Genomic DNA, 18,756 nt, shown 5'->3' with positions numbered 1-18,756 from the left:
GCTCCCTGTTCCTTGATCTGGCTGGCTATGAAAGACTAGCGGCCATTCCCGTCGTTCACTGTCTATTTGCGCGCAGTGTTAAAAACTGCCTGCCCCGAGCACCCATGCCTGCCATCGACCATCCGCTGATTGATCAATTCCTCGACGCTTTATGGCTGGAGAAAGGCCTGTCCGACAACACCCGCGACGCCTATCGCAGCGACCTCGCGCTGTTCAACGGCTGGTTGCAGGAGAAAAATCTCGAGCTGATCAATGCCGGCCGCGAGTTGATCCTCGATCACCTGGCGTGGCGGCTGGAGCAAAACTACAAACCGCGCTCCACCGCGAGATTTCTCTCCGGGGTGCGTGGCTTTTATCGCTATCTGTTGCGGGAAAAACTGATCAGCGTAGACCCGACGTTGCGCGTCGACATGCCGCAACTGGGTCGGCCGTTGCCCAAGTCGCTGTCGGAAGCCGATGTCGAAGCGCTGCTCAAGGCGCCGGATCTGAGCGAAGCCATCGGCCAGCGCGACCGCGCGATGCTGGAAGTGCTGTACGCCTGTGGCCTACGGGTGACCGAACTGATCAGCCTGACGCTGGAGCAGGTCAACCTGCGCCAGGGCGTATTGCGGGTGATGGGCAAGGGCAGCAAGGAGCGTCTGGTGCCGATGGGCGAGGAGGCGATTGTCTGGGTCGAGCGCTATATGCGTGATGGTCGTGGCGAGTTGCTCGGTGGCCGCCCCAGCGATGTGCTGTTCCCCAGCCAGCGCGGCGAGCAGATGACCCGGCAGACGTTCTGGCATCGGATCAAGCATCAGGCCAAGGTCGCCGGGATCAGCAAGTCGCTGTCGCCGCATACCTTGCGCCACGCATTTGCCACGCACCTGCTCAACCATGGCGCGGACTTGCGCGTGGTGCAGATGCTGCTCGGGCACAGCGACCTCTCTACGACGCAGATCTATACCCATGTCGCCCGCGCCCGATTGCAGGATCTGCACGCCAAACACCACCCACGCGGCTGACACATCCCATAATGTTGAAATACTGACCTGTGGCTCGGGGATTTATCCCCGTTCGGCTGCGCAGCAGTCGCAAACCCGGCTGGCTCGATTTTGACTGAAAGATCGCGGTGGATGGTTTAGGACTGCTTCGCAACCCATCGGGGATAAATTCCCTCGCCACAATAATGTGTGTCAGCCACATGTGGTTGTGGGTCAGTTGTACAAGCATGAAGATGTGTCAGTTGCACATGAGTGTGTGGCGACAGGCGCATTCGGCCCTCGTGACCTTATGTGTTAGGCTTTGCCGGTTTGCACGATGGACGGTTATGACCCGGTGTTTCGCACGGGCGTTCTGACCGTTTCATTGGCCCGCCCTCAGGAGTACTCATGCGTCTGACCCAGATTTTCGCTGCCGCCGCCATTGCGTTGGTGAGCACCTTTGCCGTCGCCGACGACGCGGCTGACAAAGCCATTCGTCAAAGCCTGGAAAAACTCGAACTCGAGGTTCCGGTCGAAAGCATCAGTGCCAGCCCGTTGCCTGGCATGTACGAAGTCAAACTCAAAGGCAGCCGCGTGCTGTACGCCAGTGCCGATGGCCAGTACATCGTGCAGGGCAACCTGTACCAGCTCGCGAATGGCAAACCGGTCAACCTGACCGAGAAGACCGAACGCCTGGGCATTTCCAAACTGATCAATGCCATCCCGGTGGCCGAAACCGTGGTCTACCCGGCCGTGGGCGAGACCAAATCGCACATCACCGTGTTCACCGACACCACCTGTCCGTACTGCCACAAACTGCATGCCGAAGTGCCGGAGCTGAACAAGCGCGGCATCGAAGTGCGCTACGTGGCGTTCCCGCGCCAGGGCCTGAATTCGCCGGGTGACGAGCAGCTGCAAGCAGTGTGGTGCTCGAAAGACAAGAAAGCCGCCATGGACAAAATGGTCGATGGCAAGGAAATCAAGGCCGCCAAGTGCGATAACCCGGTTTCCAAGCAATTCGCCCTCGGTCAGTCGATCGGCGTGAACGGTACACCGGCCATCGTTTTGGCCGACGGCCAGGTCATTCCGGGCTACCAGCCGGCGCCACAAGTCGCCAAACTGGCGCTGGGCGCGAAGTAATTCGCATCGTCACGGGCAACCGTTGACGATCGTGGTCCGGCGGCAACAGCGCCGGGCCATCAACAGAGAGCCGCGAGCACGCGGTTGTTTTCCGGCCGACCCTGTGTCGGCCGTTTCATGGGGAGTTCACAGTGAATCCGGTCAAAGTAGGCATCTGTGGGTTAGGGACCGTCGGTGGCGGTACCTTCAACGTACTTCAGCGCAACGCCGAGGAAATTGCTCGTCGTGCCGGGCGTGGAATCGAAGTGGCACAAATTGCCACGCGCACGCCAAAGCCTCAGTTCCAGACGACCGGTATTGCGATTACCAACGATGTCTTCGAAGTGGCCACGAACCCTGAGATCGACATCGTCATAGAGCTGATGGGCGGCTACACCGTTGCCCGCGAGCTGGTACTCAAGGCCATCGAGAATGGCAAGCATGTGGTCACCGCGAACAAGGCGCTGATAGCCGTTCACGGTAATGAGATTTTCGCCAAGGCACGCGAGAAAGGCGTGATCGTGGCATTCGAAGCGGCGGTGGCCGGTGGCATTCCGGTGATCAAGGCGATCCGCGAAGGCCTGTCCGCCAACCGCATCAACTGGGTTGCCGGGATCATCAACGGCACCGGCAACTTCATCCTCACCGAAATGCGCGAGAAGGGCCGTACGTTTGAAGACGTACTCGCCGAAGCGCAAGCGCTGGGTTACGCCGAAGCCGACCCGACCTTCGACGTCGAAGGCATCGATGCCGCGCACAAGCTGACCATTCTGGCGTCGATTGCCTTCGGCATTCCGCTGCAATTCGACAAGGCTTACACCGAAGGCATCACCAAACTGACCACCGCCGACGTCAACTACGCCGAAGCGCTGGGCTATCGCATCAAGCACTTGGGTGTGGCGCGCAGCACTGACGCCGGCATCGAGTTGCGCGTGCACCCGACGCTGATTCCGGCCGATCGCCTGATCGCCAACGTCAACGGCGTGATGAACGCAGTGATGGTCAATGGCGACGCCGCCGGTTCGACGCTGTTCTACGGTGCCGGCGCTGGCATGGAGCCGACCGCTTCGTCGGTGATCGCCGATCTGGTCGACGTGGTTCGCGCGATGACTTCCGACCCGGAAAACCGTGTGCCGCACCTAGCCTTCCAGCCGGACTCGCTATCGGCCCATCCGATCCTGCCGATCGAAGCCTGCGAAAGCGCTTACTACCTGCGCATTCACGCCAAGGATCATCCGGGCGTACTGGCGCAGGTGGCGAGCATCCTGTCGGAGCGCGGCATCAATATCGAATCGATCATGCAGAAGGAAGTCGAAGAGCATGACGGCCTGGTGCCGATGATCCTGCTGACCCACCGCGTGGTCGAGCAGCGCATCAACGATGCGATCACCGCGCTGGAAGCACTGGCTGGCGTCGACGGCCCGGTTGTACGGATCCGTGTCGAACATTTGAACTAAAAGCAGCGGCAAGCGGCAAGTTACAAGCGGCAAGACGAAGCGGTTCGGCTTTGACTTGCAGCTTGCAGCTTGAGGCTTGCAGCTCAAACCAAAGGTTTGCCCCTATGCGTTATATCAGTACTCGCGGCCAGGCCCCGGCCCTGAATTTTGAAGAGGTCCTGCTGGCCGGTCTGGCGACCGATGGCGGTCTGTACGTCCCGGAAAACCTGCCACGTTTTACTCAGGAAGAGATCGCTTCCTGGGCTGGCCTGCCGTATCACGAACTGGCCTTCCGGGTGATGCGCCCGTTTGTCACCGGCAGCATTCCGGATGCCGATTTCAAGAAGATTCTCGAAGAAACCTACGGTGTGTTCGCCCACAGCGCCGTGGCGCCACTGCGTCAGTTGAACGGTAATGAATGGGTGCTTGAGCTGTTCCACGGCCCGACCCTGGCGTTCAAGGACTTCGCCCTGCAACTGCTCGGTCGTCTGCTCGATTACGTGCTGGAAAAGCGCGGCGAGCGCGTGGTGATTGTCGGTGCCACCTCTGGTGACACCGGTTCTGCGGCCATCGAAGGCTGCAAGCACTGCGAAAACGTCGACATCTTCATCCTGCACCCGCATCAGCGCGTATCGGAAGTGCAGCGTCGGCAGATGACAACGATCTTCGGCGAGAACATCCACAACATCGCCATCGAAGGCAACTTCGACGACTGCCAGGAAATGGTCAAGAACAGCTTCGCCGACCAGAGCTTCCTCAAAGGCACGCGTCTGGTGGCGGTGAACTCGATCAACTGGGCGCGGATCATGGCCCAGATCGTTTACTACTTCCATGCGTCCCTGCAGTTGGGCGGTCCGGCGCGTTCGGTGTCGTTCTCGGTACCGACCGGTAACTTCGGCGACATCTTCGCCGGTTACCTGGCGCGCAACATGGGCCTGCCGATCAACCAGTTGATCGTCGCGACCAACCGCAACGACATCCTGCACCGCTTCATGAGCGGCAACCAGTACGTCAAGGAAACCCTGCACGCAACGCTGTCGCCGTCGATGGACATCATGGTGTCGTCGAACTTCGAGCGCCTGCTGTTCGACCTGCACGGCCGTAACGGTGCGGCGATTGCCGGCCTGATGGACTCGTTCAAAAAGGACGGCAGTTTCAGCGTCGAGCAAGAGCGCTGGACCGAAGCACGCAAGCTGTTCGATTCGCTGGCGGTGGACGATGCGCAGACCTGCGAAACCATCGCCGACATCTACGAGCAAACCGGTGAGGTGCTCGACCCGCACACTGCCATCGGTGTGAAAGCCGCGCGCGAATGCCGTCGCAGCCTGGATATTCCGATGGTCATTCTGGGTACTGCCCATCCGGTCAAGTTTCCTGAGGCAGTGGAGAAAGCGGGTGTAGGAAAAGCGCTCGAACTACCTGCACATCTTTCTGATTTGTTTGAGCGAAACGAGCGCTGCACGGTTCTGCCAAACGACCTGAAAGCCGTGCAAGCCTTTGTCAGCCTGCATGGCAACCGCGGCAAGCCGCTCTAAGCCAGTAAAAGCTGTCACATTTTGAAGCCCGTCTCCTGACGGGCTTTTTTGTTTCTGCTGCCACACTGCTCGGGTTTTCACCCACGAAGGACGGGTGAGTCGATCACGAAGGAAATGGCAATGCTGTTTTACAGAGGTTTGAAACCGGCACTGGGCTGGTTGTTTTTGTTGGCGGTGCTGGGGTGGACACACAGCGGCATGGCAGCGCAAATGGCACTCGATCAGGCCAATGCGTCAGCCAGTGTCCAGGCTATCGAGCTGGATGCGCACGAGCAGCAATGGATACGTGACAACCCCAGAGTGACGGTGGCATCGGTGCAATATCCGTTGTACCTGTTTCAGGACGAACATGGCCAGTGGAGCGGTCTGAACAACGATGTGCTCAAGCGCGTCAGCGCAATGACCGGCCTGCAATTCGAGCACCAGGAATCGTTCTCTACCGACCATATGCTCGATCGCCTGCAAAGCGGGGTCGCGGACATCAGTACGACCTTGGCCATGAGTGATGATCGCAAGGCGTTTCTCGATTTCAGTCATGCTTTTGGAGGGGCAGGCTGGGTTTTTGTCGGACATGCCAATACCCCGCGGGTGGAGTCTTTCGAGCAACTGGCCAAGCGTGTTCTGGTGCTGCCCGCCCGTCATGCCCTGGAGGATGCGATTCGGCGCGATTATCCGTCGATTGAAATACGCTCGGTGAAAACCTACGCCGAAGCGCGGGCGCTGGTCGAGAGCGGTGAAGCCTACGCAACCATCGAAAACGAAATCGGCGCGCAGCTCTATCCGTTGGGCATGCTCAAGGTCGGTGCCCTGGTAGAGGGCAAGTGGGAAGCCGATCATCTGGCTGTACGAAAAGGCATGCCGCAACTACTGAGTATTCTCAACAAGGCGCTGGAAGCGTTCCCTGCGGCGGAGTTGCGGGCGATGCGTCTCAAGTGGCTGGCAGGCGTTTCGCCGCCGCCCGTGCCCTCCGTCTGGGAACGGCTGGTCGAGTGGGCATGTTGGGCGATGGGGGTAATCGGCGTTTTCGGAATGCTGTCGCTGGTGTGGAACAGGCGTCTGGCAGCCGTAATCAAGCTGCGCTGCGCAGCGGAAAAGGAGCTGGGTGATCAACTGGCCTTTCAGCACGCCCTGATCGATTCGATGCCGGATCCGGTGTTTGTCCGTGATCTGCACGGGCGCTTGATCATCTGCAATCGCAGTTACGAGGAAGCACTGTCGGTGCGCCTGGACCAGATGCAGGGGCGCCTGCTGATCGAAGTCGATGCGTTTCCGGAAACCACTGCGCGGATGCTGCACGATGAATTCATCGCCCAGTTGCAGACCCGCAAGTCGCGCTTCAGCAAACGACAGCTGCTGTTCAAGGGCGGGTCTCGCGAGGTGTATCAGTGGACCGTGCCGTTTTACAGCGGTGACGGTAAATTGCGCGGCCTGTTGGGTGGCTGGACCGATATCACTCAGCGCAGGACCGAGAGCGGGTGTCGCTGTCTGCAGTAAAGAAGGGAAATGTCCTGCAAGACGCGGCTACTTTTCTGATGGGAGGCTTAAGACGCCTGCCCTAGAGTGAACGACAACTGCGGTGAGAGTCCGCGATGATCGCTCCAGAGGTCGCCCATGCGCTCGCTTAAAGTCCTGATTCTTGAACCCAACCCGTTCCAGCTGATGGCATTGCATCAAATGCTCAATGCCATCGGCATCTACGATGTATTGACCGCGCCTTCGCTGGCGTCAGCCTTGAGTTCACTGGGGCATCGCGGCGCGGTCGATATCGCCATTTGCGATCCGCAGCTCAAAGGTGGCGATGGGCTGGCTTTGATTCATCACCTGGCGGCGCACCATGAGGCGCGTGCCCTGATTCTGCTGGGCTCGGTCGCGCAGAGTCTGATGAGTGATCTGGAGCCGCTGCTCCGCCAGCAACGCCTGCGCCTGCTGGGACGGCTGCAAACGCCGGTTTCGGCGGTGTTGATGAGAGGTCTGCTGGACAGTTATCTGATCGCCCCGCACGAGCTCATCGAGGCCTGAAACCGGCGAATATTTTTCTGTCATCTTCGCCGTGCATGCTCTGTCAGACGCGGAGCCGCAAGGTCGGGACGCGACAGGCAGAACTTTCTTCTCGGGCCGGTGGTCATTTAATGTGAACACGCCCCAGGCACTGTGTTTTCGGACTATTGAGTGGAGATCGAGATGGAAAGTATCAGTCTATTGCTCGGTGAGGCTCTGAGCCCGTATCAGGTGACGCTGACCCCTCGCGGCAGCCATGGTGAATGTCTGGTGACGCTGAAGAACAGCAGCGGCGCCATTGTGGTGGAACGCGAATTCAATCAGGCCCAGTTGAGCGACAAGCGCTTGCTGACCGACGTGGTGGACGGCCTGCACCGTGACGTGATGATCGCCGAAGGGCGGCTGGAACCCTGCGTCATTGCGGCGTTGCGCAATGCAGCTCTGGACAAGCGTCCGGCCCTGTAAAGATGAAATATTTTTTGTGGGAACCTTCCTGCATCCCTGTCAGTCAGAGCCCATAACAGCAGGATCAAGCATTGTGCTCCGGTGCTTGTCGCTTGCTGCTACGGGTCTCGAAGCAGACCCCGTTTAACCCCGAGTCGTCTCCCCACTTCTCGGGGTTTCTTTTGCCCGGCGTTTGCGCGGTGCGCGGCTTGTTGCTTGAAAAACCGAAGCACCCGGCGCTGCTCAGATGGCCCCGTCTTCACGCAGCCGAGCGATTTGCGCCGCGTCGTAGCCCAGATCGCCAAGCACCTGCGCATTGTGTTCGCCAAGCTGCGGTCCGACCCACTCGGAGGACCCCGGCGTTTCCGACAGCTTCGGCACGATGCCGGGCATCTTGAAGTCCTTGCCGTCCGGCAGCTTGGCATGCAGGAACATCTCCCGCGCCAGGTATTGCGGATCGTTGAACATGTCCTCGGCGCTGAAGATCCGGCTGACCGGTACGTCGGCCTGATTGAGCAAGTCGAGAACGGTCTGCAGCGGTAAGGAATTGACCCAGCGATCAATCACGCCATACAACTCGTCCCGGCGACTGTCACGCCCGTCGTTACTGGCCAGCAGTGGGTCGTTGGCAAGATCTTCGCGGCCAATCACGAGCATGAAGCGTTTGAAGATTGCATCACCATTGGCGCCGATCTGTACATGCTTGCCGTCGGCGCTGGTGTGGATCGAAGAGGGCGTGATGCCCGGCATGATGTTGCCGCTGCGCTCGCGGATGAAACCGAACACGTCGAACTCCGGCACCATGCTTTCCATCATCGCGAAGATAGCTTCATACAGCGCAACGTCGACCACTTGGCCCAGCCCGCCGTTGACCTCGCGATGACGCAGCGCCATCAGCGCACCGATCACGCCCCACAGCGCGGCAATCGAATCACCGATGGAAATCCCGGTACGCACCGGTGGCCGATCTTCGAAACCGGTGATGTACCGCAGGCCGCCCATGGATTCGCCGACCGCGCCGAAACCTGGCTGGTCCTTCATCGGCCCGGTCTGACCAAAACCGGAGAGGCGCACCATCACCAGTTTCGGGTTCAGGGCGTGCAGGGTTTCCCAGCTCAGACCGAGTTTTTCCAAGACGCCGGGGCGGAAATTCTCGATGAGGATGTCGGCTTCGCCCAGCAGTTGTTTCAGGATCGCCAAACCGTCGGGGTGTTTCAGATTGAGGGTCAGCGACTTCTTGTTGCGCGCCTGGACGAACCACCACAACGAGGTGCCTTCGTACAACTTGCGCCACTTGCGCAGGGGATCGCCGCCGTCCGGCGACTCGATCTTGATCACCTCGGCGCCGAATTCGCCGCAAATGCGCGAGGCAAACGGCCCGGCGATCAGCGTACCCAATTCAATGACTTTCAGACCCGAGAGCGGTTTGCTGGTGAACGGCATGCGAAATCCTGTAGGACAAGGCTGAACGGATACAGGGTTTTAACATAGCCGGCTGTCAGACGCCGCAGCTGGATTGCCATCAATTCGATGATTGCCTGCGGCATCGGTTAGACTTGCCGACTTTCCTCGTATCAAGAAGCCCGTTCATGGCACAGCCGTCCACTACCTACAAATTCGAACTGAACCTCACCGACCTCGACCGCAGCGTCTACGAAAGCGTCAAGCAGACCATTGCCCGTCATCCTTCGGAGACCGAAGAGCGCATGACCGTGCGGCTGCTGGCCTACGCGCTCTGGTACAACGAGCAGCTGTCGTTCGGCCGTGGTCTGTCAGACGTGGATGAACCGGCCTTGTGGGAAAAGAGCCTGGACGACCGTGTCCTGCACTGGATCGAAGTCGGTCAGCCGGATGCCGATCGCCTGACCTGGTGCTCGCGCCGCACTGAACGCACCAGCCTGCTGGCCTACGGCAGCCTGCGTGTCTGGGAAACCAAGGTGATCCCGGCGATCAAGAACCTGAAAAACGTCAACATCGCAGCTGTTCCGCAGGAAGTGCTGGAGACCCTCGCCAAGGACATGCCGCGCGTTATCAAATGGGACGTGATGATCAGCGAAGGCACGATCTTCGTCACCGACGACCGCGGTCAGCACGAAGTCCAGTTGCAATGGCTGCAAGGTGAGCGCGGCTGAGGTCGTGACACCGCTGATATTTCCCACGAATCAAAGAGAAGCCTCCGTCGCCCCATGCGTATCGAACCTCGTCAACTGCCTGCCACGCTGCCTTTCCTTGGTGATCTGCCGCCACTGCTGACCCGCCTGTACGCGGCGCGGGGCGTGCAATCGGAAGCGGAGCTGGACAAAAGTCTGGCGCGCTTGATCCCGTTCCAGCAGCTCAAAGGCATTGATGCGGCGGTTGACCTGCTGGTGACGGCATTGGAGCAACGCCAGCGCATTTTGATCGTCGGCGACTTCGATGCGGACGGCGCCACCGCCAGCACCGTCGGTGTACTCGGCCTGCGCCTGCTGGGCGCTGCGCATGTCGATTATCTGGTGCCGAACCGTTTCGAATACGGCTATGGCCTGACGCCGGAAATCGTCGAAGTCGCGCTGACCCGTGAACCGCAACTATTGATCACCGTCGATAACGGCATCTCCAGCGTCGAAGGCGTCGCGGCGGCCAAGCGCGCCGGACTGAAAGTGTTGATCACCGACCACCACTTGCCCGGCGATGAACTGCCGCAGGCCGATGCGCTGGTCAATCCGAACCAGCCGGGCTGCGAGTTTCCGAGCAAGGCGCTGGCCGGCGTCGGAGTGATCTTTTACGTACTCATGGCGTTGCGTGCGCGTCTGCGCAGCCTCGGCTGGTACGAGAGCAAACCGCAACCGAACATCGGCGAACTGCTCGATCTGGTGGCGCTGGGCAGCGTCGCTGACGTGGTGCCGCTGGATGCCAACAACCGCATTCTTGTGCATCAAGGGCTGGAGCGGATTCGTGCCGGCCGGGCGCGGCCGGGGATCAAGGCGATCCTCGAAGTCGCCAAGCGAGAGGCTGCGCGGATCACTTCCACCGACTTGGGTTTTATCGTCGGCCCGCGCCTGAACGCCGCCGGACGTCTGGACGACATGAGCCTGGGCATCGAATGCCTGCTCACCGCCGACGCCAATCTGGCGCGGGAAATGGCTGCGCAACTGGACGGCATGAACCAGGATCGCAAATCCATCGAGCAGGGCATGCAGCGCGAAGCGCTGGCGCAGCTCAAGGATCTGCCGGTCGAGTCGATGCCGTTTGGTCTGTGCCTGTTCGACCCGGAGTGGCACCAGGGTGTGATCGGCATTCTCGCTTCGCGCATGAAAGAGCGCTATTTCCGCCCGACCATTGCTTTTGCCGATGCCGGTGATGGTCTGCTCAAGGGCTCCGGTCGCTCGGTGCAGGGCTTCCATATTCGCGATGCGCTGAGCGTGGTCGCGGCGCAGCATCCGAACCTGATCGCCAAGTACGGTGGCCACGCGATGGCCGCTGGTCTGACCTTGCCGCAGGAGAATTTTCCGCTGTTCGCCGAGGCATTCGACGCTGAAGTACGTAGGCAACTTCGCGAAGAAGACCTCACCGGGCGCATGTTGTCCGATGGCACGCTGGCCGTCGAAGAGTTCCACCTCGAACTGGCCCGCGCCTTGCGCCACGCCGGGCCATGGGGTCAGCACTTTCCGGAGCCGCTGTTTCATGGCGTGTTCCAGTTGGTCGAGCAGCGCGTGGTTGGCGAACGGCATTTGAAAGTGGTGCTGAAAAGCGAATGCGGTTCGGTGAAGCTCGATGGCATCGCGTTTGGCATTGATCGCGATGTGTGGCCGAACCCGACGATTCAATGGGTTGAACTGGCTTACAAGCTCGACGTCAACGAGTTTCGTGGCAACGAGACTGTGCAGCTGATGATTGCTCATATCGAACCGCGTTAAGCCATTCGCGAGCAGGCTCGCTCCCACAGGTACGGTGCTGCCTTGTGGGAGCGAGCCTGCTCGCCAAAGCGTCCTTTCACACACTGAATTACTCTGAACCCTCCGTCATCTCCGGTTGTCGACTAGGCTCTAAGCACTGCTTGATTGGCCTTGTGACGTCTTGTCGAATTTTTGCCCGCGGGGGCGGGTGCTGCACCCTTTTTCTGTCACTCGTCGACTTTTCAAACAGAACCCTGGAGCCTGCCCACTGATTCGAGAGGTGCCCCATGAGTCTGCTGCTTGAACCCTTTACCCTGCGCCAACTGACCCTGCCCAACCGCATCGCCGTGTCGCCGATGTGCCAGTACTCCAGCGTCGACGGCCTGGCCAACGACTGGCACCTGGTGCACCTGGGCAGCCGCGCGGTGGGCGGTGCCGGTCTGGTTTTCACCGAAGCCACGGCGGTGACCGCCGACGGGCGCATCACCGCCGAAGACCTTGGACTGTGGAACGACGAACAGATCGAACCGCTGCAACGCATCACTCGCTTCATCACCGCCCAGGGTGCGGTCGCCGGTATTCAACTGGCCCACGCCGGGCGCAAGGCCAGCACCCACCGGCCGTGGATCGGCAAGCATGGCAGTGTCAAACCCGAGGATGGCGGCTGGACCCCGGTCGGGCCATCGCCGATTGCTTTCGATCCGCAGCACACCCAGCCGAAACAGCTCGATGAAGGGCAGATCGCCGAAGTGATCCAGGCCTTTGTCGACGCGGCCAAGCGCGCGCTGACGGCGGGGTTCAGCGTGGTCGAGGTGCATGCCGCGCACGGCTATCTGCTGCATCAGTTTCTTTCGCCGCTGAGCAACCAACGTCGCGATCAGTACGGTGGTTCGTTCGAGAATCGCATCCGTCTGGTGCTGCAAGTCACTGAAGCGGTGAGGGCGGTATGGCCGGAGGAATTGCCAGTGTTTGTCCGCGTCTCGGCGACCGACTGGGTCGAAGACGGCTGGAATCCGGACGAAACCGTGGAGCTGGCGCGTCGCCTTCACACGCTGGGCGCCGATCTCATCGACGTGTCTTCAGGAGGGACAGCTGCAAACGCGGAAATTCCGGTCGGACCCGGTTATCAGACGCGCTTTGCCGAGCGGGTACGCAAAGAGTCAGGCATTGCCACCGGTACTGTCGGAATGATTACCGAGCCTGCCCAGGCCGAGCACATTCTGCGCACCTGTCAGGCCGATATCATTTTCCTTGCGCGCGAACTGCTGCGCGATCCGTACTGGCCGCTGCACGCCGACGATGATCTGGGCGGACGCAAAGCAGTATGGCCGGCGCAGTATCAGCGCGCGACCCATCGGGATCAGCCGATTCATGAATCGGATTTGCGCGATTGATTGAAGGCTGGAAAGCAAAAGCCCCGAGCCGGTGAGGGTCGGGGCTTTGGTTTGTCTGGTCCGGCCTCGCTGTCTGCGCTGCCGTCATCGCGGGCAAGCCCGCTCCCACAGGTTCGAGTCGACTACAGGTCTTGTGATCAACTCACCACTGTGGGAGCTGGCTTGCCAGCGATGAGGCACTGGCAGGCGCTACAAAACCTCAAGGGTATTTACGCTTGTCCGGCGCCGGCGGGAAATACTGGTACAGCCAGGTCTCGCTCAACGTGCGGTCATTGGTGCGAATGAACAGGCGCAGTTCCACCGGCTCGACGCTGTCATTGGTCGGGTACCAATCGAACAGGATCCGATAACCCTTGATGTCATCCAGCACCAGCACGCTGAAGTCCTGCACCTTGCCGTTGGAACAGGTAATCACTGGCTCGATCCCGGTGCCCTGTGGCAGGCGCTCAAGGCCGCCACCGGTGAAGTCCACGGCAAAACGGCGCGCCCAGACTGGCGGGTAGTGCTCACCCGGCGCCCAACCCTCGGTGAAGCCGCCCATGCCCGAACGCGTAGCGTGCACCCGTGCCAGTGGCGTGCCGACCGGTGGCAGCGCGCTCCAGTACAGCTTGTACCCGTAGTTCAGCGAATCACCGGCAGCCACGGGTTTCTTCGGCGTCCAGAAGGCGACGATGTTATCCAGCGTCTCGCCGGTCGTGGGAATTTCCAGCAGATCGATCGAGCCTTCGCCCCATGCGGTTGTCGGTTCTACCCACAGGCTCGGGCGCTTGCTGTACCAGTCGACAGTGTCCTGATAGTTGGCGAATTCATGGTCGGTCTGCACCAGGCCGAAACCTTTCGGGTCCTTGTCGGCAAATGCGTTGAATTGCAGCTTTGCCGGGTTGTTCAACGGACGGCAGATCCACTCGCCATTGCCGCGCCACATGGCCAGACGGTCGGAGTCGTGGATCTGCGGGTGGATGGTGTCGCACATGCGCCGTTCGTGGGTGCCGCAACTGAACATGCTGGTCATCGGCGCCACGCCGAGTTGTTCGATAGTGGTGCGTGCGTTGATGTGCGCGTCGATTTCCATGACCACGCGCTCGGCCTGGCAATCGATGTCGAAGCGATAGGCGCCGGTCGCGCTCGGCGAGTCGAGAAGGGCGTAGACCACAAAACGCGTGGCGTTCTTGTCAGGCGTCTCGAACCAGAACTTGGTGAAGTCGGGAAACTCTTCGCGTTTCTTCGCGTAAGTGTCGATGGCCAGGCCGCGCGCGGAAAGGCCATATTGGCCAGTAGCATCGACCGCACGGAAATAGCTGGCGCCCAGAAACGACACCACGTCATGCCGATCCAGCTCCGGCGCCTTGAACAGTTTGAAGCCGGCAAAACCCAGGTCGCCCTTGAGCTGCTGGGTGTCGACCGAAGTGTTCTCGTAATTGAACAGCGCCGGGCGGAAGTGCACTTCGCGCGCCATGCGCGTCTTCGGATCAACGCTGTACATGCGCACCGGCTGACGGAAACCCATGCCGACGTGGAAGAACTGCACGTCCAGCTGACCTTTGTTTTCCTTCCACAAGGAATGCTCGCCGTCGTAGCGGATCGCGTTGAAATTTTGCGGAGTCATGGTCGCCAGGGTTGGCGGCAACACCTGTTTCGTATCCTGATAGGCATTGCCGGCGAGCTGCTTGGCCTGACGCTTCAACGCCTCGAAATCGAAGGCCTGAGCCTCGCCATCGGCGGCGCCGCCATTGGCTGCCCAAGCGCGAGCGGCCAACAGGCCCGACGCGGAAAGACCGGTATAGGCCGCAATGGCCATGGACGCTTTGAGCAAATTCCTGCGGTGCATAAATACAACCTGTCGTGTGCAATCCAGCGCCGTTCCTGGCACCTGTCGGATCGGAAATTACGGTTCGGTCATGCCTTCGGCCAAACGCAACGGACTATAAACAGATGCCCGCTAGCTTAATCGGTTCGATTGGCGGGCAAAAAGGCTTGTTTGCGTTGCTTCATCTGGCAATGAAACAAGACATGTCTGTAATTTTTCTGACAGGGCTCTCTGATTTAGAGGGCATATCTGCTTTTTTCGATTAATTACTCTAAAAACCACTTTTCAACGCCGATTTAATTCCTATTCTATGGGCAAGACCGGATACAAGCCTTCGTGCCGGCGGGGCACACGACGCTGCTCGAAGAGGCAGGGCGATGTGAGGTTCAGCAGTTTCTTGACTCAATAGAGAAGGACATCGTCCATGGCAAAAATACAGGGCATCACCGAAATGTTGGGCATCTTTCCTTGCTTGGGCGGCGGGCGCAGAAGACGCCGTCTCAATTCCGAGGAATTGAAGCTGGTGGAACGTTATCGAGAGCTATCGGAAAGCGACCGGATCGCCATGCGCTATCTGGTGGATGCGATGCGGAGTGTTTCGCGGTTTTAAGGAGGAGGGGATAAGGGGGCAGGTCGAAAGGCCCGCCCCTTTTCATTGGGTAACGCTCGGAACGGGCCCTTCTGAGTGGCGAGCAACATCTCGAAGCACACTCACGGGGCGGATTGGGGCACTTTCGAACTAGGCTGAGGGCCTTAGATCCGGATAACCCTTGTTTGGAGACGGAACATGAACACCCGTGGATTGCTCGATCAACTGCTCAAGTCCGGGCAGGAAATGCTGCTGAACAAGGCCGGCGGCGCTTCCAGCAAATCGGCTGCCAGCGGGCTTGGCGGCTTGCTCGGTGGCTCGTCTGGCTCCAGCGGCCTCGGCGGCCTGCTCTCCGGCGCGGGTGGCGGCGCATTGGCCGCAGGCGCGATGGGCCTGCTGCTCGGCAATAAAAAGGTCCGCAAGGTCGGCGGCAAAGTCGCGATCTACGGCGGCCTCGCCGCGCTGGGCGTACTGGCTTACAAGGCGTACGGCAACTACAACGCCCAAAAAGGCAGCGCACCCCAACGCGAACCGCAAACCCTCGACCGCCTGTCACCCGCTCAAGTCGAGCAGCACAGCCAGGCAATCCTCAAAGCCCTGGTCGCCGCCGCCAAAGCCGACGGCCACATCGACGAGCGCGAGCGCGAACTGATCGAAGGCGAATTCACCAAACTCGACAACGACCAGGAGCTGCAACACTGGCTCCACGCCGAACTCAACAAACCCCTCGACCCCAGCGACGTCGCCCGCGCGGCCAGCACGCCGGAGATGGCGGCGGAGATGTACATCGCCAGTGTGATGCTGGTGGATGAGGAGAATTTTATGGAGAAGAGCTATCTGGATGAACTGGCACGGCAGTTGAAATTGGAGCCGGGGTTGAAGGTGGAGTTGGAGAGGCAGGTGCGGTTGGCGGCAGATTGATTCTATGGGGTGAGAAATCGCAGTGTTGTGCTGCGATTTTTCCTGTGTCGCTTATTGAGGCGTCAATACAGATTTAGCTCGGAAAGCCGTTTTTAATCTTTTTGATTCGTGAACAATGATGTAATCAAGCCTCAATCATAAAATCTTCAATTCTTTCAATGAATTCGATTTTGCTTTTGGTTCTGAATTCACCTAGAAACTTTTCGGAGTTTTTGATTGGCTCACCTCTTCTATCGTATTCGATCGTTAGCATATCAATCACAAATTCTCCGTCGGGATCCCCTTCGGGCTCGACTCTCGTGTCAAAGCAATGGCCGGTACTCTGGCGGACTCCTCCGATCAGTACCGAACTAGAGAACCAGTTGCAAGTCTCCGGTGTCAGCTCCACCTCAAACAGATTGTTGATTGTTATTGTCCAGCCGCTTGGTACTCGGATGGGTTGGAGTTTGTATTCGAGTTTTGATCTCATTGGGTCTCTCCGAATCTTTGCATTCGTGAATACTTTGCTCTGATCATTCAAACGATAATCGTGCTTACTGCAGCGTTGAATAAATGCGCTGGCAAGTATCAATTTTTTTTACTTTAGTTTGTATTCGAATTTTTCATCTAAGCCCAGGGGTATGTCCTGATTTTTTGTTCGCTCGAATATAAATATTATTTTTTTAAAAGTTTCGCCCATGCTTTGTTCAGATTCTTTCGAATTTTTCCATACTATTTCAATCGGACGCTCCACGTCCGTACTGAGCAAATCCCACAGAGAATTTAGGTTGTTTCCATAGTACTGAGCCCAAGAAAATGCAGAAGCTATACGCTTGTGGAAATCCTGCTCGGAAGAAATGGATAGGCCGTCAAGTTCAATTATCATTCAGGTTATTTCCATTTTCCTATTGAACTGACAGTTTCATAATGATCACTGGTGATATATAGCGGGTCATTCGAATAGAGCAGCCTGGTTCCAGGTTGGTTGCTCCGTGACATAGTGTTGCTTAGTCCGACGTTGGCCTCATAAGAAGTTCGGCTAGAGGCGGATGGGAGAACATTTGTATCATTGTAGAAAATATCTCCACCTATTTGTCCAACGGAAACGCTGTTGTTAACTGCCTTACCCGGCGCCCATTCGCTCTGAGCAGCCTGAGCCTTAGGAAAAGGGGACAGATTTATATTCAGTTTGAAGAAAGAAATCTGTCCTCTTTTACTCAGTCCCTTTTGCTCAGGAGACAAAGCGACCACATGATCGCTCTGTCTTCAGAGATGAATTAGACCTCCTGCCGCCAAGCGGAGAACGTGATCACTGTGCCGGCTTCTTTTCTATTGGCGATTTCTATTTTATAGGTACCACCATCGATGCGGCCTTCAACGAGCGCTTTGCGCTCGTTGCCGCTGACTTCGGCGTCCTTCGCATGCTGCTGATAGAAGTCGATAACATCCGCGTATTCGGTAAAAGTCCTGAGAATGACCTCATATTCATGCTGAGGGCGTCCGGCTATTTTGTCCCAATCACCGTCAATTGGAGTGCCCTCCATACCCGGTGTCGTAAAAACACCGTGAGCGCCAGCGCCAATCAGGTGAGCTCGCTGCGGAAGCAATGCCAGCATCGCTTTTGGAAAATCGGAAGGTAATTGAGCCGCAGTCCACGCTCCCTGTTTCGGCTGAGTCACGATGTACTCAACGTGGGCAATCTTCTGCGCAGCGGCTCGGCGTTCTGGATCGTCACTCTCCGCCCACAGCGCCATCATAGGAGGCAGTTGCTTACTCCAAGTGATCAAAGCGTCGGCGTCACCCTCACTAGCGCCTTCTGGCTGGAAAATGGTCAGCACGGTTTCCGGAGCATCGTTACAAGTCAATGGCTCGTCACGAGACTTGACGGAGCAATGGCCATTGACCAGTCCTACGGCGAGCAACTGCCCCTTGTCGTCCAGCAGCAATGCGCCGCGCTCCAATCCGTTGTTACCGTCGTCCATGGCGGTGATCATTTTTCTGCCGGGAGGCACTCCATCAACAAACGTCGCCATTTTCGAATCGAGCGCTTCAAGAACCTGCTGCACGATCATCGTATTGTCATTGGTGTAACTTCCGGTTTGGTAGCCAAGAAAATCAACGAGTGCAGAGCGAACCGCCGGGTCTTGGTTGAGCTTGTGAGCCCGTTCTGGACTGGCTTCGTTTGTAAGCAACAAGACAGTTGTGCCGTCGGGATGTTGTTCGGATCGTAGTGACAGCGCGCTTGCGCTTAGGGAGAAGGTAAAGGCTAGAAGCAAGGAGAGAGTGCGGCTCAAGTGTTTCAAGATAACAGTCCTTTGATTATTTAATCCGTGAGAGTGGTCGCAGAGATTTGATCTGGTGATTATGCGTTGAGCATAAGTTTTCTGTTTTTCATTATTCTTGAATGGAGAGTTTAAGTTGACAGTCGCCTTGAAGGTTTCAGTGACGTGTTTTTCACGCATATCAGGCGGCCCAGCAGATTTCTTCGTACAGCTAATCATTCAAGGCTTCCAGAATTCAATTCCCTCCATATGACGCTCTATGTCATTCATGTGAATCCTCACCAGGAATTGGGGCAAATTTTTTGCTGATGATTTTTTGATCTTGGATTGGTCGCTGAGTGACGTATCATCGTTAATGAGCTCGGTTGTAGTTTTTGATATTCTTTAACCGGTTTGTCGCTATAGTAACTTCCCATTT

At 58.1% G+C, this 18,756-nt stretch carries 18 protein-coding genes; 12 read left to right on the top strand and 6 right to left on the bottom strand.

Annotation, left to right across the window (positions count from 1 at the left end; genetic code table 11):
- The first annotated feature begins 104 nt into the window (after positions 1 to 104).
- The 7 genes from xerD to QMX86_RS07370 all read left to right on the top strand — a co-directional run bounded on the left by xerD (position 105) and on the right by QMX86_RS07370 (position 7,512).
- Positions 105 to 1,001 (top strand): site-specific tyrosine recombinase XerD, encoded by an 897-nt coding sequence (gene xerD / locus QMX86_RS07400; protein WP_071174488.1) that lies wholly within the window; start codon positions 105 to 107, stop codon positions 999 to 1,001.
- 366 nt (positions 1,002 to 1,367) lie between these two features.
- On the top strand, positions 1,368 to 2,099 hold the full coding sequence (dsbC, locus tag QMX86_RS07395) for a bifunctional protein-disulfide isomerase/oxidoreductase DsbC (protein ID WP_016771534.1): 732 nt from the start codon (positions 1,368 to 1,370) through the stop codon (positions 2,097 to 2,099).
- Between the two features lie 131 nt (positions 2,100 to 2,230).
- Positions 2,231 to 3,535, top strand: coding sequence for a homoserine dehydrogenase (locus QMX86_RS07390; RefSeq protein WP_024011722.1), 1,305 nt, complete (start codon positions 2,231 to 2,233; stop codon positions 3,533 to 3,535).
- Between the two features lie 104 nt (positions 3,536 to 3,639).
- Positions 3,640 to 5,049: a threonine synthase gene (gene thrC, locus QMX86_RS07385; protein WP_130929998.1), complete on the top strand. Its 1,410-nt coding sequence runs from the start codon at positions 3,640 to 3,642 to the stop codon at positions 5,047 to 5,049.
- Between the two features lie 120 nt (positions 5,050 to 5,169).
- On the top strand, positions 5,170 to 6,543 hold the full coding sequence (locus tag QMX86_RS07380; RefSeq protein ID WP_122706120.1) for a transporter substrate-binding domain-containing protein: 1,374 nt from the start codon (positions 5,170 to 5,172) through the stop codon (positions 6,541 to 6,543).
- Positions 6,544 to 6,660: 117 nt separating this feature from the next.
- A complete protein-coding gene (locus tag QMX86_RS07375) occupies positions 6,661 to 7,068 on the top strand; it encodes a response regulator (protein ID WP_130929997.1) in 408 nt (135 codons plus the stop codon).
- Positions 7,069 to 7,230: 162 nt separating this feature from the next.
- Positions 7,231 to 7,512, top strand: coding sequence for a DUF3509 domain-containing protein (locus QMX86_RS07370; protein ID WP_016771530.1), 282 nt, complete (start codon positions 7,231 to 7,233; stop codon positions 7,510 to 7,512).
- A gap of 222 nt (positions 7,513 to 7,734) precedes the next feature.
- Here the strand turns inward: QMX86_RS07370 and QMX86_RS07365 are convergent, their stop codons facing one another.
- Positions 7,735 to 8,934, bottom strand: coding sequence for a CaiB/BaiF CoA-transferase family protein (locus tag QMX86_RS07365; RefSeq protein WP_024011725.1), 1,200 nt, complete (start codon positions 8,932 to 8,934; stop codon positions 7,735 to 7,737).
- Between the two features lie 146 nt (positions 8,935 to 9,080).
- On the opposite strand from QMX86_RS07365, the gene QMX86_RS07360 reads away from it, so the two are divergent.
- The 3 genes from QMX86_RS07360 (at position 9,081) to QMX86_RS07350 (ending at position 12,760) form a co-directional block, all read left to right on the top strand.
- Positions 9,081 to 9,623: a YaeQ family protein gene (locus QMX86_RS07360; RefSeq protein ID WP_007908961.1), complete on the top strand. Its 543-nt coding sequence runs from the start codon at positions 9,081 to 9,083 to the stop codon at positions 9,621 to 9,623.
- 54 nt (positions 9,624 to 9,677) lie between these two features.
- Positions 9,678 to 11,387, top strand: coding sequence for a single-stranded-DNA-specific exonuclease RecJ (gene recJ / locus QMX86_RS07355; RefSeq protein WP_016771527.1), 1,710 nt, complete (start codon positions 9,678 to 9,680; stop codon positions 11,385 to 11,387).
- Positions 11,388 to 11,653: 266 nt separating this feature from the next.
- The gene (locus QMX86_RS07350) at positions 11,654 to 12,760 is read left to right on the top strand and encodes an NADH:flavin oxidoreductase/NADH oxidase (protein ID WP_039759093.1); all 1,107 of its coding nucleotides are present in this window, start codon (positions 11,654 to 11,656) and stop codon (positions 12,758 to 12,760) included.
- A 199-nt stretch (positions 12,761 to 12,959) separates the two neighbouring features.
- On the opposite strand, the gene QMX86_RS07345 is transcribed toward QMX86_RS07350, so the two are convergent.
- Positions 12,960 to 14,588, bottom strand: a complete 1,629-nt coding sequence (locus QMX86_RS07345) for a glucan biosynthesis protein D (protein ID WP_110646996.1) — start codon at positions 14,586 to 14,588, stop codon at positions 12,960 to 12,962.
- Between the two features lie 403 nt (positions 14,589 to 14,991).
- Between QMX86_RS07345 and QMX86_RS07340 the strand changes: the two genes are divergently transcribed.
- Positions 14,992 to 15,177: a hypothetical protein gene (locus QMX86_RS07340; RefSeq protein WP_016771524.1), complete on the top strand. Its 186-nt coding sequence runs from the start codon at positions 14,992 to 14,994 to the stop codon at positions 15,175 to 15,177.
- Positions 15,178 to 15,354: 177 nt separating this feature from the next.
- Entirely contained in the window at positions 15,355 to 16,077 is a 723-nt protein-coding gene (locus QMX86_RS07335) for a tellurite resistance TerB family protein (protein WP_282385924.1), read from the top strand.
- A gap of 124 nt (positions 16,078 to 16,201) precedes the next feature.
- Here the strand turns inward: QMX86_RS07335 and QMX86_RS07330 are convergent, their stop codons facing one another.
- From QMX86_RS07330 to QMX86_RS07315, 4 genes are all read right to left on the bottom strand, one after another.
- Positions 16,202 to 16,546 (bottom strand): hypothetical protein, encoded by a 345-nt coding sequence (locus QMX86_RS07330; RefSeq protein ID WP_071174496.1) that lies wholly within the window; start codon positions 16,544 to 16,546, stop codon positions 16,202 to 16,204.
- Positions 16,547 to 16,654: 108 nt separating this feature from the next.
- Positions 16,655 to 16,942 carry a barstar family protein gene (locus QMX86_RS07325; RefSeq protein WP_071174497.1) on the bottom strand — a complete coding sequence of 96 codons (288 nt, stop codon included), beginning with the start codon at positions 16,940 to 16,942 and terminating at the stop codon, positions 16,655 to 16,657.
- A gap of 5 nt (positions 16,943 to 16,947) precedes the next feature.
- The gene (locus QMX86_RS07320; protein ID WP_083387096.1) at positions 16,948 to 17,307 is read right to left on the bottom strand and encodes a ribonuclease domain-containing protein; all 360 of its coding nucleotides are present in this window, start codon (positions 17,305 to 17,307) and stop codon (positions 16,948 to 16,950) included.
- Between the two features lie 26 nt (positions 17,308 to 17,333).
- Complete coding sequence (locus QMX86_RS07315; protein ID WP_282385931.1) at positions 17,334 to 18,557, bottom strand: hypothetical protein; 1,224 nt, start codon at positions 18,555 to 18,557, stop codon at positions 17,334 to 17,336.
- Positions 18,558 to 18,756 lie beyond the last annotated feature (199 nt).

The organism is Pseudomonas sp. PS01270 (genome assembly GCF_029959775.1).
GTDB classification, from domain to species: Bacteria; Pseudomonadota; Gammaproteobacteria; order Pseudomonadales; family Pseudomonadaceae; genus Aquipseudomonas; species Aquipseudomonas atacamensis.
Note: the sequence above shows the minus strand (reverse complement) of the source record. Positions and strands in the feature narration are given on the sequence as shown.

Excerpts from the sequence above, each read along its gene's own strand:
- xerD (WP_071174488.1), top strand. The coding sequence starts at position 105 with ATGCCTGCCATCGACCATCCGCTGATTGATCAATTCCTCGACGCTTTA.
- dsbC (WP_016771534.1), top strand. The coding sequence starts at position 1,368 with ATGCGTCTGACCCAGATTTTCGCTGCCGCCGCCATTGCGTTGGTGAGC.
- thrC (WP_130929998.1), top strand. The coding sequence starts at position 3,640 with ATGCGTTATATCAGTACTCGCGGCCAGGCCCCGGCCCTGAATTTTGAA.
- QMX86_RS07380 (WP_122706120.1), top strand. The coding sequence starts at position 5,170 with ATGCTGTTTTACAGAGGTTTGAAACCGGCACTGGGCTGGTTGTTTTTG.
- QMX86_RS07375 (WP_130929997.1), top strand. The coding sequence starts at position 6,661 with ATGCGCTCGCTTAAAGTCCTGATTCTTGAACCCAACCCGTTCCAGCTG.
- QMX86_RS07370 (WP_016771530.1), top strand. The coding sequence starts at position 7,231 with ATGGAAAGTATCAGTCTATTGCTCGGTGAGGCTCTGAGCCCGTATCAG.
- QMX86_RS07365 (WP_024011725.1), bottom strand. The coding sequence starts at position 8,934 with ATGCCGTTCACCAGCAAACCGCTCTCGGGTCTGAAAGTCATTGAATTG.
- QMX86_RS07360 (WP_007908961.1), top strand. The coding sequence starts at position 9,081 with ATGGCACAGCCGTCCACTACCTACAAATTCGAACTGAACCTCACCGAC.
- recJ (WP_016771527.1), top strand. The coding sequence starts at position 9,678 with ATGCGTATCGAACCTCGTCAACTGCCTGCCACGCTGCCTTTCCTTGGT.
- QMX86_RS07350 (WP_039759093.1), top strand. The coding sequence starts at position 11,654 with ATGAGTCTGCTGCTTGAACCCTTTACCCTGCGCCAACTGACCCTGCCC.
- QMX86_RS07345 (WP_110646996.1), bottom strand. The coding sequence starts at position 14,588 with ATGCACCGCAGGAATTTGCTCAAAGCGTCCATGGCCATTGCGGCCTAT.
- QMX86_RS07340 (WP_016771524.1), top strand. The coding sequence starts at position 14,992 with ATGGCAAAAATACAGGGCATCACCGAAATGTTGGGCATCTTTCCTTGC.
- QMX86_RS07335 (WP_282385924.1), top strand. The coding sequence starts at position 15,355 with ATGAACACCCGTGGATTGCTCGATCAACTGCTCAAGTCCGGGCAGGAA.
- QMX86_RS07330 (WP_071174496.1), bottom strand. The coding sequence starts at position 16,546 with ATGAGATCAAAACTCGAATACAAACTCCAACCCATCCGAGTACCAAGC.
- QMX86_RS07325 (WP_071174497.1), bottom strand. The coding sequence starts at position 16,942 with ATGATAATTGAACTTGACGGCCTATCCATTTCTTCCGAGCAGGATTTC.
- QMX86_RS07315 (WP_282385931.1), bottom strand. The coding sequence starts at position 18,557 with ATGATTAGCTGTACGAAGAAATCTGCTGGGCCGCCTGATATGCGTGAA.